This is a genomic window from Trinickia symbiotica, assembly GCF_003028655.1.
Taxonomy (GTDB): Bacteria; Pseudomonadota; Gammaproteobacteria; order Burkholderiales; family Burkholderiaceae; genus Trinickia; species Trinickia symbiotica_A.
The window spans coordinates 129,329-143,683 of the sequence record NZ_PYUC01000003.1; the positions used below are offsets into that span (position 1 = coordinate 129,329).

Below are 14,355 nucleotides of genomic sequence, written 5' to 3' on the forward strand. Positions count from 1 at the left end.
CGGCAGGCACTGGCGCTCGCGAGCCGAACGGGGCGCCCCGCCGTCGAAAAGCTGGCCCCAGCGAAGGACGCAACGCGCGCGCCCGCGTTCGGCCGCCCACCGTCAGCGGGCCGCGACGGGCGCCTGCATCCCGAGCCAGGCGACGAGCTGCGCAACGAAGTCGTCGCTCGCCGCCGAAAGCGCACCCACACCGGCCGCCGCGTTCGGCATCGTGGCCGGCGCACGCGCAATGAACGTGTGCTGAGCGAGGACTTGCCCGTCGCGCATCAGCGTCGCGCGAGCCGTAATCGCACCGTGGCTCTCGCCCTCCGAATCGAACACCTGCTCGAACTGCTCGAGGTCGACGGTCAAAAGCGGCGCGGCGATATCGCCGCCCGCGAGCACGACGCCTTGCGCCGATAGCGCGGCACGCACGCGCTGCGTCAGCAAAAGCGCCGGCGGCATCGTCCAGTGGCTGTGCGCGTAGACAGCCGTGCGGTGCGGATCGGCATAGCTCAACCGGTACAGGATGTCGTCGCTCTCGAGCGAGCGCGGCGCCCGCACCTCGAAGACTCTGACCGCCGGCAACGGCTGGTTTTGCGTGGAAGCGCTCGGCGTCGGCCCGAGGTCGTAACGCAGGTCCGACACGGCGGCGGGCGTCGCGAGCGAGCAGCCGCTCACGACGAGCATCGCAATGAATGCGGGCAGCAGCGCTCGCGCGGCCGACGACAAAAGACGGTCGATCGAATATTGCATTTGTCGGTTTCCCCTGCTTGATCGTTCAATTCATCCGGGCCATCGGCCCGCGTGGTTCAGCGAGCGGCGGACGGCGCCGCGGGCCATCGGAATCCGGCCTCGCCCGGGCCAGGCTCCGCGGGTGCGACGCCGAACAGCACGCTCCTCGGGCTCGAGCCGAACACGGCGGCGGCGTGGTCGATCGAGCGCGCCGCGCCGCCGACGTCGGCGGCCAACTCGTTCACGCGCGGCAGCGTCTCGTACTGGACACGCGTCGACATGTTTTCCAGCGAAGCGTCCATCTGCGTAATCGCGGCACTCGCGCGATCGGCCGCGGAGCCGAGCCTCTCGAGGTTCGAGTAGAGCGGCCCGCGCGGCGCGTTGAGATTCGTGACGAGCGCGTTGGCCGAAGCGAGCGTGCGCTGCAGTTGCGTCAGCGTAGCCGGCAATTGCGTCGTCGCGGGGCCGACCGCGTGCGCGAGTTCGGTCACGGCGTCGGCCGCGTGCTGAATGCTTGCCGCGCTTGTGAGAAGCTGCGTCTGCACCTCGGGCGAGAGCATGGCATCGGCGCGCGTCGCGACGCTCTCGAGTTCGTGCAGCAATACATCGCCGCGCTCCTGCAATTGCTCGAGCAGGCCGGCGTGCATCGGCAGCTGCGCGACATGCTTCGCCGACGAAGCGATCGGCCTCGGGTCTGCCCCCGTATCGTCGAGCTGCACGAACGCGAGCCCGGTCACGCCTTGCAACGCCAGCGTGCCGAACGTGGAGTGCGTCATCGGCGCGTGCTTGTCGACGAGAATGCGAATGATGATCTGCCCCGGATGCGCCGGATCGAAGCGCAGCGACTGCACCTTGCCGACGTCGAGTCCGCGATAGCGGACCGCGGCATCGGTCGTGAGGCCGGTCACAGCCGAGCGCGAGACGAGGTCGTATGGCACACGCACCGTCCGATCGAGATTGAACCAGAAAACGGCGAGCCCGATCGCGACCGACAACCCGATCGCGAAGAGCCCGGCCCAGAATGCATGCGACTTGTTTTCCATGCGCGGATTCCCCTGCTCTGCTATCTGTCGTTACAGCGACACTTCCGCCGATGCCGATGCCAGCGCGGCCGGCGGCAGCTTCGCGCGACGCTCGGGCGGCAACGCCTGCAGCGCGCGCCGTCCGCGCCGCCCGAGAAAGAACTCGCGGATGAACGGATGCTCGACGCCGCAGGCCTCCTCGATCGGCGCCGCGACGAGCACTTTGCGGTCGGCGATGACCGCCACGCGCGTCGAGAGCGACGTCATCGTATCGAGATCGTGCGTCACCATGACGACGGTGAGGCCGAGCGCGCGATGCAGCGTCGCCACGAGCTCGACGAATTCTTCGGACGATTGCGGATCGAGGCCGGCCGTCGGCTCGTCGAGAAAGAGCAGCTCGGGCTCGAGCGCGAGCGCGCGCGCGATGCCGACGCGCTTCACCATGCCGCCCGAGAGCGCGGCCGGCATCTTCGACGCATGCTTGCAGGGCAGGCCGACCATTTCGAGCTTGAGCATGACGATGTCGTGAAGCAGCGCGCGCGGCACGCGGCCGAGCTCGCGCAGCGGCTGGGCGATATTGTCGAAGACGGACAGCGACGAAAAGAGCGCGCCCTGCTGGAACAGCATGCCGACACGGCTGCGCATGAGACGCGCGGCATGCGGATCGATCGTCGACATGTTCTCGCCGAAAAGCGAGATGTCGCCCGAGGTTGGCTGCTCGAGGCCGAGGATCTGCCGCACGAGCGTCGTCTTGCCCGAGCCCGAGCCGCCGACGATCGAGACGATCTCGCCGCGCCGCACGTCGAAATCGAGATGCTCGTGCACGACGTTGCCGCCGTAGCGCTTCGTGAGGTCGCGCACCTCGATCACCTTCTCGGCGATGGCGGGCGGCGGACGGTCGCGTACGGCGGCGGAAAGCGGTGCAGTCATTCGAGCCTCAGAATCCGACGTTCTGGAACATGATGGCGAACACGGCGTCGGCCAGAATGACGACTGTGATCGAGGTCACCACCGACGACGTCGTGCCCGTGCCCAGGCTTTGCGAGTTCGGCTTGATTCTGAAGCCGAAGTGGCAGGCGACGAGCGCGATGAGGATGCCGAACGCGGCCCCCTTGCCCAGGCCGATATAGAGGTTCGCGATCGGCACGACCGCGGGCAGCGCCCGCGCGAAGTAGGCCACGTCGATGCCGAGCACGAGCTGCGCGGCGAGCGCGCCGCCCACGAGCGCGACGATGTCGGTCCACATCACGAGCAACGGCATGGCGACGGCGAGCGCGACCACGCGCGGCAAGATGATGCGCAGCCCGTGCGGAATGCCCATCACGCGCATCGCATCGAGCTCCTCCGTCACGCGCATGACGCCGATCTGCGCCGTGATCGCGGAACCCGAGCGGCCCGCGACGAGAATTGCCGCGAGCACGGGCCCGAGCTCGCGGATGACCGCGAGTCCGAGAATGTTGACGATGAACTGATTCGCCCCGAAGAGCCGCAGCTGCTGAGCCGACAGATAGCTGAGCACGATGCCGATCAGGAACGCGACGAGCGCCGTGATCGGCAGCGCCTTCGTGCCGGCGCCGTAGACGTTGGCCGAGATTTCCGTCCACGGCGCGCTGGCCGGCCGTCGGACGATGGTGAGCGCGTCGAGCACCACGCGCCCGAACATGGCGACGCCGCCGTAGACGTGATCGGCGAAGCCGAAGATCGTATAGCCGAGCCTCGTCACCGGACTGGTCCGCTCGACGGGCTCCGGGTCTTCGCGATGGGTCTCGAGCAACGCGATGCGGGCGAAGATGTCGCGCTGCGTCTCGGTGAGCGTAATCCGCTCGGGCATTTTGCGTCCCCAGACACGCCAAAGCGCCTGGCCGCCGACATGATCCATTCGCTCGACCGCGGAGAGATCCCACTGCGCGGCCGTGTTCCCGATCAGCGACGAGAGCCGCATCGTCGCGCCGGCGCGAGCGCGGTCGCGCGCGAGCGCGAGCGCCGTCCACTGCCCCGACAGCCGGACGAGCGGGCCCGGGCTGCCGGCGCCGATCTGCAAGCCGGGCGGAGTATCGAAGTCCAAGGGAGCGGTGCTCATCCGTTATGAACAGCGGCCATTGTAGCCAGCGAAGCGTCGATCGTATGCGTCGTTGGCGGCGCTTGCAGCCGACATCGAGTCCGAACCGGCGGCGGCGGTACGCGCAGCGACACTACAATAGCGCCTATGACCGATACCACACATCCCGCACGGCCGGCCTCGCCGGCGCCTGTCGCGCGCGGTGCGCTCGCGCCCGCCTGCGACGACTGGCGCATCGACCCGGCGCGGGCCCTCTCGGCCATTCGGGCTGCCATTGCGGCCGAGCGGCTCGAAATCGTCGACGAAACGGGCTCGACGAATACCGACCTCATGCAGCGCATGCGGAATCTGCCGCGCGATGCGGCCGAGCCCGGCGTGCACGCCGTTCGCGTCGCCTACCGCCAAACGGCGGGGCGAGGACGCCAGGGGCGCAGTTGGCACGCCGAGCGCGGCCGCGCTTTGACCTTCTCGCTCGCCTGCGTGCTGCCCCGCCCGCTGGCGGACCTGGCCGGTTTGAGCCTCGCGGTCGGCGCGATGCTCGTCGAAGCACTGCGCGCCCTGCCGGCGCTCGCCCCCGGCGACGCCGCCCGCATCCGGCTCAAGTGGCCCAACGACATTCTGCTCGACGACGACAAGCTCGCCGGCATCCTCGTCGAGACGGCCTGGAGCACGCCACTCGCAACGGCCGCTGTCATCGGCGTTGGCATCAACGTGCGCGACGACGTCACGCTCGCGGCCGAACAGGCTCCCGACGCCGCCGGAATGGAGCCGCAGGGAGCCGCGCTCACACGCGCGCTGACGCCCGCGGCGCTCGCTCGCGTGTATCCGAACGCGAATCTGACAGAAACGCTCGCGGCCGCGCTCGACGCACTCCTCGGTACGATCGATCGCTTCGCGGCCGAAGGTTTCGCGCCGTTCCGGCCGCGCTGGAACGCCTTTCATGCCTATGCAGGCCGCGAGGTCGCGCTGATCGAGCAAGGCGTGGAGGTGTTGCGCGGCACGGCCATCGACGTCGATGAATCGGGGCAGCTGCTCGTCGCCACTCCACGCGGAGTCATGCCGATCGCAACGGGCGACGTGTCTTTGCGCCCCGTGCCCCTCCCGGGACAGTCGCACCATCCATGAAGCGCGCGCCCTCCCCGCCCTTTTTACTGATCGACGCGGGCAACAGCCGCATCAAGTGGGCGCTCGCCGACGCGCCCGGCCTGTTCTCGAGCCAAGGTGTCTTCTCGCACGAGAACGAGAACGGGAACGGCAACGACAGCGTGCCCCTGCCGGGCGCTGCGACGAGTCTTGCCGCCGAGCCCGACTGGTCGTCGTTGCCGCCTCCGGGCGGCGCATGGATCTCGAACGTCGCCGGCGCCGAAGCGGCCGTTCGCATCGACGCGCTGATCGAGCGCCATTGGCCGGCGCTGCCGCGCACGACGATTCGCGCGCGCGACCGTCAATGCGGCGTGACGAACGGCTACACGGAACCCGCGCGCCTCGGCAGCGATCGCTGGGCGGGGCTCGTCGGCGCCCACGCGGCGTTTCCGGGCGAAGATCTGCTCATCGCGACGCTCGGCACGGCGACGACGCTCGAGGCGCTCGATGCCAACGGCACGTTCGAAGGCGGGCTCATTGCACCGGGCTGGACGCTGATGATGCGCTCGCTCGGCGAGCATACGGCACAATTGCCGACACTCGCCGCCGATTCGGCGCGCGAGCTGGCCGGCGACGCGCGCGCGCGCCGCTGGCTCGCGACGGACACGCGGCAGGCCATTTCCGCGGGTTCGCTGCTCGCGCAAGTCGGGCTCATCGAACAGGCGTGGCGCGAGTTTTCGCGGGCGCGCAAGGCGCCCACGCGGCTCGTGCTCGGAGGCGGGGCCGCCGACGCGGTGGCGCGCGCGCTGAGCGTGCCGTGCACGCGTCACGACGGGCTCGTGATCTCGGGGCTGGCGCTGATCGCCGCCGACGACGCTCGATTGCTTTGAATCAAAGAGGGGGAAGTCAACGATGTTGCGCTGGCTGATCGCCATTCTCGTGCTCGCCAACCTGGTCGCCTTCGGGCTTGCGAGCGGCATGTTGGGGCCGCTGCCCGCCTCGGGGCCGCGGGAGCCGAATCATTTGAATCGCCAGGTTCATCCCGAATGGCTGAAGACGCGCCCGATCTCGGCGGCGGAAGCCAACGATCAGGCGATCGTCGGCAAGGCCGCGCCCGAGCCGGCCGTGAAGGCTTCGGCGCTCATGCAGTAGCGTCGGGGAACGGTACGGGTGCGCGAGCAGCCGCTCATGCGCCGTGCGCGCGCACCTTCTTCAAGAGCGCCGTCGTCGACCGTGCGTGCTCGAACGGAATCGCAATCGCGCGTCCACCCCAGCCGCGCACGAGCGCCGATTCCGGCAAGGCGTCCATATCGTAGTCGCCGCCCTTCACGAGGATGTCCGGCCGAAGTGCGGCGATCAGATCGATGGGCGTCTTCTCCTCGAAGCGAACGACCCAATCGACGCTTTCGAGGGCCGCAAGCAATGCCATCCGGTCCTCTTCTCGGTTGATCGGGCGATCGTCGCCCTTCCCGAGCATGCGCACCGATGTGTCGCTGTTGACGCCTACGATGAGACATGCGCCGAGCGCGCGCGCCTCGGCAAGGTAACTGACATGCCCGCGGTGGAGAATGTCGAAGACACCGTTCGTGAAAACGACGGGCGCGGGCAACTCGGCACGGCGCGCAGCGAGGGCTTCGCGCGTGACGATCTTGCGTTCGAAGGGGCTCGGCACAGGCTTGTCTGATTCGAAGCGAATGCGTCAGGCAGGCTGATGCTGAGAATCGGACGGGCCCTGCGACTGCAGGCGCGTCGTGACTTCCTTCCGGTAGCGGTTGAGCTCCTGCGCCGTCGTGAAGGTCCGCTCGAAGAGCACCGACAGGTTGTGCAGGATGCGCTCGACGACCTTCTTCTCCCAGCCGTCGTCAAAACGGATCTGCTCGTCGAGCCAGCGCTCGAGCCATTCGGGATCGGGCAGGCGCGATTGCACCGTGTCGCGCGGGAACAGCGCCTGGTTCACGTGCAGGTTGGTCGGATGCAGCGGCTTCTCGGTGCGCCGCGCCGACGCCATCAGCACGCCGATCTTCGCGAACGCCGCGCGCGCCACGTCGCCGCAGTTCGTGAGCGCCTTCTTCATATAGCGCAGATAGGCGCCGCCATGTCGCGCCTCGTCGCGCGAAATCGTCTCGTAGATGTGCTTGATGACGGGTTCCGTGTGCCATTCGGCCGCACGGCGGTACCAGTGATTGAGGCGGATTTCGCCGCAAAAATGCAGCATCAGCGTCTCGAGCGGGGGCGCCGGATCGAACTCGAAGCGCACCGCGTGCAACTCTTCCTCGCTCGGCACGAGCTCGGGCCTGAAGCGACGCAGGTACTCCATCAGCACGAGCGAATGCTTCTGTTCCTCGAAGAACCAGACGCTCATGAAGGCCGAGAAATCGCTGTCGTGGTGGTTATCGCGCAGGAACATTTCCGTGGCGGGCAATGCCGACCATTCGGTAATCGCGTTCATTTTGATCGTCGTCGCCTGCTCGTCGGTGAGCAAGGAGCCGTCGAACTTGTCCCAGGGAATGTCCTTCTCCATGTCCCATCGAACGGACTCGAGCGATCTGTAAAGTTCCGGATAAAGCATGGTGTTCATCGTCCCACCCCTAGTCTGCCCATTGCGACTCGTGTGTCTTCAACTATTGCAGCAGCCGCACCAATAGGCGCACACGAAAAACCGAATTTGCAATTGTACGCGGTAACAGCCGCCGCAAATCGACCGAGCTCAACGGTGTCGGTCCGGCAATCTGCCCGCTCTAGCGGCACGTTTCGTCGCTGGCGATGTCGGTCGCAATGAGTTCGAGCGGGTTTCGCTCAAGGCAACCGAGCCTTTCCTTTCGTGTTCCGGCGGACGGCGGCGCGACGGACTGCCGCGATCTTGGTTTTTGATTGCGCCCACAGATCGAAAGCTTTGAGATTATACCATGCGCAGGCTGTTCGCCGACGCGATCCAGCCCGCGAGCCGCTCACGTTGAGCAAGGGTATCGCGATAGCCGAGCTCGATCAGGTCGTTCGCGAACTCGGCTTCGAACAGCAGATAGCTCGCGAACGAGGCGCCGGCCGCGCGGTTGCCGCCGACACCGCCGAGCAAGCCGCGCACCGTCGCGGGCAGGCGCTTGATGTGGCGCGCCGCCAACACTTCGACGTGCTCGGACGGCGCGATCGGCAGGACGTCGACGTGACGCCAGCCGCTTTCGGGCTCCACCTGGTGCGGCAGGTGGCGAATCATGCTGTTGATGTGCTCGATCCGCTCGATGTCGGCCCCAATCGAATCGAGAAACACGCTGGCCAGAACCTGCTGACCGATCTGCGCGAGCGACGGATAGCCGCGCGTTTCCGGCGCCGCCACGGGCACCTCGGGACGCGGCGCGGCCGCGCCCAGCACGACGATCCGCTCGGCGCCGAAGTGGATCGCGGGCGAAAGCGGCGCGATCTGGCGGATCGAGCCGTCGCCGAAATACTCGGTGATCCCGTCGATCTCGAGCGGCACGGCGGGAAAGAGAAAGGGAATCGCGGCCGAAGCGAGCAGGTGCGCAGGCCCGAGCGCGACGGCACGCGCCGCGCGCTGAGCGCGCCGCCACGACTGAATCGGCTCGGCGGCCTCATAGAACGTCAGATGCCGGCCGCTCGTATAGCTCATCGCCGTGACGGAAACCGCGTGCAACGCGCGGGCTTCGAGCAGATGCGCCACGCGCTGGAAGTCGAGCGCCTCGCCAAGCAGTTGCGCGAGCGGGCTGTTGTCGAAGAGCGCACGCGGCGCGCGCTGGACCACCCAGCCGATGCTCATCGCCGCCAGCCAGCGCGCGCCGGCCGCGGCGATGCCGAGCCAGTCGGTTCGATAGATCTGCCTCGCTTCGAGATGCGACCAGAAGTCGACGAGCAGGTTGACGCCGAGCGCGAAATCGTCGGCGTGACTCGCGATCGACGCCGCGTTGATCGCGCCGGCCGACGTCCCGCAAATGACGGTGAACGGCGACGAACGGCGCTCGGGGTCGACCGCGCGCGCGATCTCCGCGAGCGCGCGCAGCGCCCCGACCTGGTACGCGGCCCGCGCGCCGCCGCCCATCAGGACGAGCGCTAGCCGCATGAGAAGCGGTGCGGAGTCGACGATCGGCGCGGGGCGGCGCCGACGGGCGACATCATTTCTCGGTCGAAGACGCGGGCGAAGAGCCCGCCGGCTTGTCCCCCGGCTTGCGCGCCGCGGAGCGCTTCGCCGCGGGCTTTTCGGCGCCAGCCGAATTGGCCGCGCGCTTGCCCGTCGATCCGCCCTTTGCCGCGTTGCCGCCTTTTCGCGCCGGTGGATCGTTCGTCGCGTCGCCCGCGCCCGGGGATGCCGCCGCGCCCGACTGCGCCACGGCGAAGGAGGCGAGCTGATTGAATTGCGATTGGAGAAGATTCCACCAGGCCGCCGGGTCGAACGCCGCCGCCGCGGGCGCGTCGCCTTGCGGCCTGCTGGCGTTGTCACCCGTCGATTCAGCCTGCTCGCCCGACTCCGCTTCCTCTCGCGCCGCGCTTTCGCGCGGCTTGGCGCCCCACGCGGACCCGGTCGGAGCGTCTTGCGACTTGGCCGCGCCCTGCGCGGGCTCCGTCATCGATGCCTGCGCAAACGCTCCGAACGCGCGCAACGTGGCGAGGGTCGCGCGCTGTACTTCGAGCGCCTGCGTCGCCGATTGCAGCATGCTGAGATTGAGCTTTAGCCACTGCTCGACCGCTCGCATATCGGTGATGCGCTTATCGAGCTCCTCGACGCTCATGAGCGGCGTCATCATGTCCGACATCGCCGAGAGCGGCGAACCGAGCCCCTGCGCCGTGCCCGGCTGCATGCCTGGAAAGGCCGCACCGAATGGCGTGAGCCGCATCATGTCCCACATCTTGTCGAGCATCTCGGCGGGCGGGAAACCCGGGAAGCCGGGAAACGGCTTGTTGTCGCCGGTGGTATCGGTCATCGTCTAGCCTCCGTTGCTGCGTTCGTGGGACATGCGTCGAGCCTTCCTTCAAGCGTGCGCCATTCTTCTGAAAAACCAGTGTAGGCCGGCGGGCGCGCCGAAGCATCGGGCGAAACCCGGCGCGCGAGCGGCGCTTCACTCCGCTTGCGCGAGTCGCGCGGCGGACTGGGCGGAGTCATCGAGCGGTGCGACGGATTGCTCGATCGCGCCGAAGATCGACTTGCCGGCTTCGTCGAACATCTCGATCTTCACGGTGTCGCCATACTTCATGAATTCCGTCTTCGCCGCGCCGTCGGCTATCGTCTCGAGGCAGCGCTTCTCGGCGATGCAGCAATAACCGCGCGCGGCGTCCTTGTTCGAGACCGTTCCCGAGCCGACGATCGAGCCGGCCCGAAGGTTGCGCGTCTTCGCCGCGTGCGCGATCAGTTGGCCGAAGTGAAACACCATGTCGACGCCCGCGTCGGGCTGGCCCACCTTGCGGCCGTTCCAATGCACGATCATCGGGCGATGCACGCGCCCTTCGCGCCAATGATCGCCGAGTTCGTCGGGCGTGACCGCGACGGGTCCGAATGCCGTCGCCGGCTTGCTCTGAAAAAAGCCGAAGCCTTTCGCGAGCTCGGCCGGAATCAGATTGCGCAGCGAGACGTCGTTGACCAGCATCACGAGCCGCACGCTGCGCAGCGCGGCGTCAGGCGCGACGCCCATCGGCACGTCGCCCGTCACGACGGCGACTTCGGCTTCGAAGTCGATGCCGAAAGCCTCGGACGCGCAGACGATGTCGTCGCAAGGGCCGAGGAAATCGTCACTGCCGCCTTGATAGATGAGCGGATCGCTCCAGAACTCAGGCGGCATCTCGGCGCCGCGCGCGCGGCGCACGAGCTCGACGTGGTTCACGTATGCCGAGCCGTCGGCCCATTGGAACGCGCGCGGCAGCGGCGCCATGCAGCGCTTCGGCTCGAACGCGAATGCGTGGCGGGCCCGGCCCTGATTCAGCGTGTCGTAGAGCTCGGCGAGCTGCGGGCCGTAAAAAGGCCAATCGTCGAGCGCGCGCTGGAGCGTCGGTGCGATCGTGTTCGCGATGACCGCCGTCTGCAGATCGCGCGACACGACGATGAGCTGACCATCGCGCGAGCCGTCCTTGAGCGTGGCGAGTTTCATAGGAGATGGAAGCCGTGTGAGTGGCGTGACGATAAATGCGATCTATTTTACGATGGTGAACGGCGGCGATCGTTCAAGCTGCCTTGGCTTCGCGCTTGCGCGCTTACTATTGCCGCATACGCGCCGCGATGCGCCGGCGCCTCGCATTGACGACGGGCGTTCAGCACGTCGCCTTCCGACTTCTTTCCGACCTCCCAGCCCGATGCCTGCTCGACTACCTCTCGCTCATCATCGCTTCCCGCCACCCGACGATTCGCACGACGAACGCAAACGGATAGTCGTGGGGTTTGGTCCGGCGCGTTGACGCCGCATCCGCTATCGCCATGCCATCCGCCTTCGCCGCCGCCGACCCTCGCACCACGCCCGTCGCTCGTTCAGCCGGTTCACGCGCGGCGCGCTGGGGCGCCGTCCTGGCGCTCGTGCTGATCTTGCACGGCGTAGTCGGTATCTGGTTTTCCCGCGAGCGCGACACCGCGACGCGTTCCACTGAAAAGCCGCCTGTCGAAATCGAGCTGCTGCAGCCGCAGCGAATCTCGCGCGAGCCCGCGCACGAAGCGGCGAATCCCTCGCGCCCGGCCGTACGCGCGGCGAAAAAACCGGGCAGCGCGCCTTCCTCCGAGCACGTGCTGCGAGCGATCGCGCCAAATGCGCCGCCCGCGCCGCCGTCGGCTCCGGCTGAAGCATCCGCGCCTCCGGCCGCATCGGCCGCCCTTGCCGCGAACGGCACGGGGACCGTGGCGAGCGGCAGCGCAACGACGGGCGAGGCCACATCGGCCGCCACGCACGCGAGCGGCGCTGCCGTTCAGGGCGTCAAGTTTTCGATGCCGCCATCGGGCGAGCTGCGCTACGACACGTTCTACAACGGCGTGCGCAACGCGCCCGGCACGATTCATTGGGCGAGCGACGGCAGCGGCTACACGATGGTCGTCTCGGTGCCGTTGCCGTTCGTCGGCACCTACACCTATGCGAGCGAGGGGCGCATCGATGCGTTCGGCCTCGCCCCGCAGCGTTATATCGAGACGCGCGGCCGCCGCGGCCAGGACGTGACGACGTTCGATCGCGGAGCCGGACACATCGCCTTTACGCGAACGCCATCGACGGTGCCGCTCGCGAACGGCGCACAGGATCGGTTCAGCGTGATCATGCAACTCGCGAGTCTCGTGAAAGGCGATCCGGACGCCTACAAGCCCGGCGTCACGCGCGAGTTCTATGTTGCGGACAACGACAGCGGCGAACTTTGGCCGATCGAGACGATCGGCGACGAAACCGTGCGCACGCCGGCAGGCTTCGTGGAGGCGCGGCACTTCATGCGCTTGCCGCGGCGCGCGGGCGACGCCCGGCGCATCGACGTGTGGCTGGCCCCGGCGCTCGGCTGGTTGCCGGCGCGCATCATGCAAACGGAGCCGAACGGCACGCAGATCGAACTGGTGTGGGGCGGCGCCCTTGCTCCTGCGGGCGCGGAAAATGCGACTTCCTCAGTGAGATCCGACAATTCGTCCGACAACGGCATCGCGCCGCAGTCATCACGCGTCGAGCCATAGGGTCGACGAGACCCTAAACCAACGGATCGCAGTGCCGTTATAAAAGGTGTCGAGGCGCACGGACGAGCCTCGATATCTGGCCCTCGCGCGCGAACGTTTGGCGCGGCCGGGGTCTAACTTTCAAGGACTCCGAAGTCGGAGGTTTGTTTTTTGCAACGGTCTGACGGGAGGTTTAAGCGTCGTTTAAGACCCACCCCTTGAAATTCCATGCATACGCTCCACCTTCAGGGCGGAAAACGGCCAAAGGCCATCGGAATAAGGAGTGTCGCCATGCAAATGATCTACAACAGCCCCAACTACTGTGTCGTCGAGTTTGCGCCCCAGGCCGGCCATCTTGCGATGAACGCCGGCGGCTATGAAATCGTGGACAAGAACACGCAGCGCGAAATCTTCATCGACGGCGCAATGGCGGCACGCTTTCGCGAACATGTTCGAAAGCTGATCGAGGAAGAGCCGACGCTCGATGAAGTCGACGAATTTCTCGGCCAGTTCGACAGCCTCATGAACCAGCCCGTCGTGCTCCACTGAGCCGGCGACCCGCGGCGGCACCGCCCACAGATTGACGAAACCCCGTCGACGCAAGCTCGGCGGGGTTTTCCATTTTTCTCTCTCCTTTTCCTCTTTTTACCGGCCCGGCGTACGCGAATAGCCCTTTGGGGAGAGTCCCCTTGCCGGGCGAGCCCGGGCGGCAACGGCTACAATGTGGGACTTCCCACTGTATCGAAGGCGTAGAGCCCGCTCGCCATGACTTCTTCTGCCGCCTTTTCCGCCGCGCCCCATTCCGATGCATCGGCTGCAACGGCCAAATCCTATACGCGCGGCGCAATGCTGCCCGAACTGCTCGCGTCGCGCATCCTGATCCTCGATGGCGCGATGGGCACGATGATCCAGCGCTACAAGCTCGACGAAGCGCGCTATCGCGGCGAGCGGTTCAAGGACTTCACGCGCGACGTGAAGGGCAACAATGAGCTGCTCTCGCTCACGCAGCCGCGGATCATCAGCGAGATTCACGAGCAATATCTGGCCGCCGGTGCGGACATCATCGAGACGAATACCTTCGGCGCGACGGTCGTGGCCCAGGCCGATTACGGAATGGAAGCGCTCGCCGCGGAAATGAACCTCGAGTCGGCGAAGCTTGCGCGCGCCGCGTGCGACAAGTATTCGACGCCCGAGAAGCCTCGCTTCGTCGCCGGCGCGATCGGGCCGACGCCGAAGACAGCGAGCATCTCGCCCGACGTGAACGACCCGGGTGCGCGCAACATCACGTTCGACGAGCTGCGCCAGGCGTATTACGAGCAGGCGAAGGCGCTGCTCGAAGGCGGCGTCGACCTTTTCCTCGTCGAAACGATCTTCGACACGCTGAACGCGAAGGCGGCGCTCTTTGCGCTCGACGAGCTTTTCGAAGATACGGGTGAACGGTTGCCGATCATGATCTCGGGCACCGTGACCGACGCATCGGGACGCATTCTGTCGGGACAAACGGTGGAAGCGTTCTGGAATTCGCTTCGCCACGCAAAGCCGCTCACGTTCGGCCTCAACTGCGCGCTCGGTGCCGCGCTGATGCGGCCGTATATCGCCGAGCTCGCGAAACTTTGCGACACCTACGTTTCGTGCTATCCGAACGCGGGGCTGCCGAATCCGATGAGCGAGACGGGCTTCGACGAGACGCCCGAAGATACGTCAGGACTCCTGAAGGAATTCGCGCAAGCGGGCCTCGTCAACATCGCGGGCGGCTGCTGCGGGACGACGCCCGAGCATATCGCCGCGATCGCGAAAGCGCTGGCCGCTGTGAAGTCGCGGCGCTGGCCGGGCCAATACCGCGACGCGGCTTGATCACTTATCCCAAGACT

15 protein-coding genes are annotated in these 14,355 nt (G+C 67.0%); 6 read left to right on the top strand and 9 right to left on the bottom strand.

Translation table 11 applies throughout. From position 1 onward, the window contains the following. Nucleotides 1–102: 102 nt before the first annotated feature. From C9I57_RS06660 to C9I57_RS06675, 4 genes are read right to left on the bottom strand one after another with little or no spacing between them, the layout of a single operon-like run. The gene (locus C9I57_RS06660; protein ID WP_107149856.1) at nucleotides 103–735 is read right to left on the bottom strand and encodes an ABC-type transport auxiliary lipoprotein family protein; all 633 of its coding nucleotides are present in this window, start codon (nucleotides 733–735) and stop codon (nucleotides 103–105) included. 56 nt (nucleotides 736–791) lie between these two features. Continuing rightward, a complete protein-coding gene (locus tag C9I57_RS06665) occupies nucleotides 792–1,757 on the bottom strand; it encodes an MlaD family protein (protein ID WP_107149857.1) in 966 nt (321 codons plus the stop codon). Between the two features lie 30 nt (nucleotides 1,758–1,787). Beyond that, nucleotides 1,788–2,666, bottom strand: coding sequence for an ABC transporter ATP-binding protein (locus C9I57_RS06670; protein WP_018443252.1), 879 nt, complete (start codon nucleotides 2,664–2,666; stop codon nucleotides 1,788–1,790). A 7-nt stretch (nucleotides 2,667–2,673) separates the two neighbouring features. Then, entirely contained in the window at nucleotides 2,674–3,801 is a 1,128-nt protein-coding gene (locus tag C9I57_RS06675) for an MlaE family ABC transporter permease (RefSeq protein ID WP_107150166.1), read from the bottom strand. A gap of 141 nt (nucleotides 3,802–3,942) precedes the next feature. Between C9I57_RS06675 and C9I57_RS06680 the strand changes: the two genes are divergently transcribed. Genes C9I57_RS06680 through C9I57_RS06690 form a run of 3 tightly spaced genes read left to right on the top strand, consistent with a single transcriptional unit; the run spans nucleotide 3,943 to nucleotide 6,030 of the window. Beyond that, complete coding sequence (locus C9I57_RS06680; protein ID WP_107149858.1) at nucleotides 3,943–4,920, top strand: biotin--[acetyl-CoA-carboxylase] ligase; 978 nt, start codon at nucleotides 3,943–3,945, stop codon at nucleotides 4,918–4,920. After that, nucleotides 4,917–5,768 carry a type III pantothenate kinase gene (locus C9I57_RS06685; protein WP_107149859.1) on the top strand — a complete coding sequence of 284 codons (852 nt, stop codon included), beginning with the start codon at nucleotides 4,917–4,919 and terminating at the stop codon, nucleotides 5,766–5,768. Before C9I57_RS06680 ends, C9I57_RS06685 begins: the two co-directional genes overlap by 4 nt. A 22-nt stretch (nucleotides 5,769–5,790) precedes the next feature. Then, entirely contained in the window at nucleotides 5,791–6,030 is a 240-nt protein-coding gene (locus tag C9I57_RS06690; RefSeq protein ID WP_107149860.1) for a hypothetical protein, read from the top strand. Nucleotides 6,031–6,064: 34 nt separating this feature from the next. Here the strand turns inward: C9I57_RS06690 and rfaE2 are convergent, their stop codons facing one another. The 5 genes from rfaE2 to C9I57_RS06715 all read right to left on the bottom strand — a co-directional run bounded on the left by rfaE2 (nucleotide 6,065) and on the right by C9I57_RS06715 (nucleotide 10,964). Further along, the gene (gene rfaE2, locus C9I57_RS06695) at nucleotides 6,065–6,550 is read right to left on the bottom strand and encodes a D-glycero-beta-D-manno-heptose 1-phosphate adenylyltransferase (protein WP_107149861.1); all 486 of its coding nucleotides are present in this window, start codon (nucleotides 6,548–6,550) and stop codon (nucleotides 6,065–6,067) included. Nucleotides 6,551–6,577: 27 nt separating this feature from the next. Further along, nucleotides 6,578–7,456 (bottom strand): ferritin, encoded by an 879-nt coding sequence (locus C9I57_RS06700; RefSeq protein WP_107149862.1) that lies wholly within the window; start codon nucleotides 7,454–7,456, stop codon nucleotides 6,578–6,580. A gap of 321 nt (nucleotides 7,457–7,777) precedes the next feature. Further along, nucleotides 7,778–8,947, bottom strand: a complete 1,170-nt coding sequence (locus tag C9I57_RS06705; protein ID WP_107149863.1) for a patatin-like phospholipase family protein — start codon at nucleotides 8,945–8,947, stop codon at nucleotides 7,778–7,780. A 52-nt stretch (nucleotides 8,948–8,999) separates the two neighbouring features. Next, nucleotides 9,000–9,806, bottom strand: a complete 807-nt coding sequence (locus C9I57_RS06710) for a PhaM family polyhydroxyalkanoate granule multifunctional regulatory protein (RefSeq protein ID WP_107149864.1) — start codon at nucleotides 9,804–9,806, stop codon at nucleotides 9,000–9,002. Between the two features lie 135 nt (nucleotides 9,807–9,941). Continuing rightward, nucleotides 9,942–10,964 carry a fumarylacetoacetate hydrolase family protein gene (locus tag C9I57_RS06715; protein ID WP_107149865.1) on the bottom strand — a complete coding sequence of 341 codons (1,023 nt, stop codon included), beginning with the start codon at nucleotides 10,962–10,964 and terminating at the stop codon, nucleotides 9,942–9,944. A 323-nt stretch (nucleotides 10,965–11,287) separates the two neighbouring features. On the opposite strand from C9I57_RS06715, the gene C9I57_RS06725 reads away from it, so the two are divergent. From C9I57_RS06725 to C9I57_RS06735, 3 genes are all read left to right on the top strand, one after another. After that, on the top strand, nucleotides 11,288–12,505 hold the full coding sequence (locus tag C9I57_RS06725) for a DUF3108 domain-containing protein (RefSeq protein WP_258187542.1): 1,218 nt from the start codon (nucleotides 11,288–11,290) through the stop codon (nucleotides 12,503–12,505). 270 nt (nucleotides 12,506–12,775) lie between these two features. Next, nucleotides 12,776–13,033: a BTH_I0359 family protein gene (locus tag C9I57_RS06730; protein WP_018441084.1), complete on the top strand. Its 258-nt coding sequence runs from the start codon at nucleotides 12,776–12,778 to the stop codon at nucleotides 13,031–13,033. A gap of 216 nt (nucleotides 13,034–13,249) precedes the next feature. Further along, on the top strand, nucleotides 13,250–14,338 hold the full coding sequence (locus tag C9I57_RS06735; protein WP_107149867.1) for a homocysteine S-methyltransferase family protein: 1,089 nt from the start codon (nucleotides 13,250–13,252) through the stop codon (nucleotides 14,336–14,338). Nucleotides 14,339–14,355: the final 17 nt, after the last annotated feature.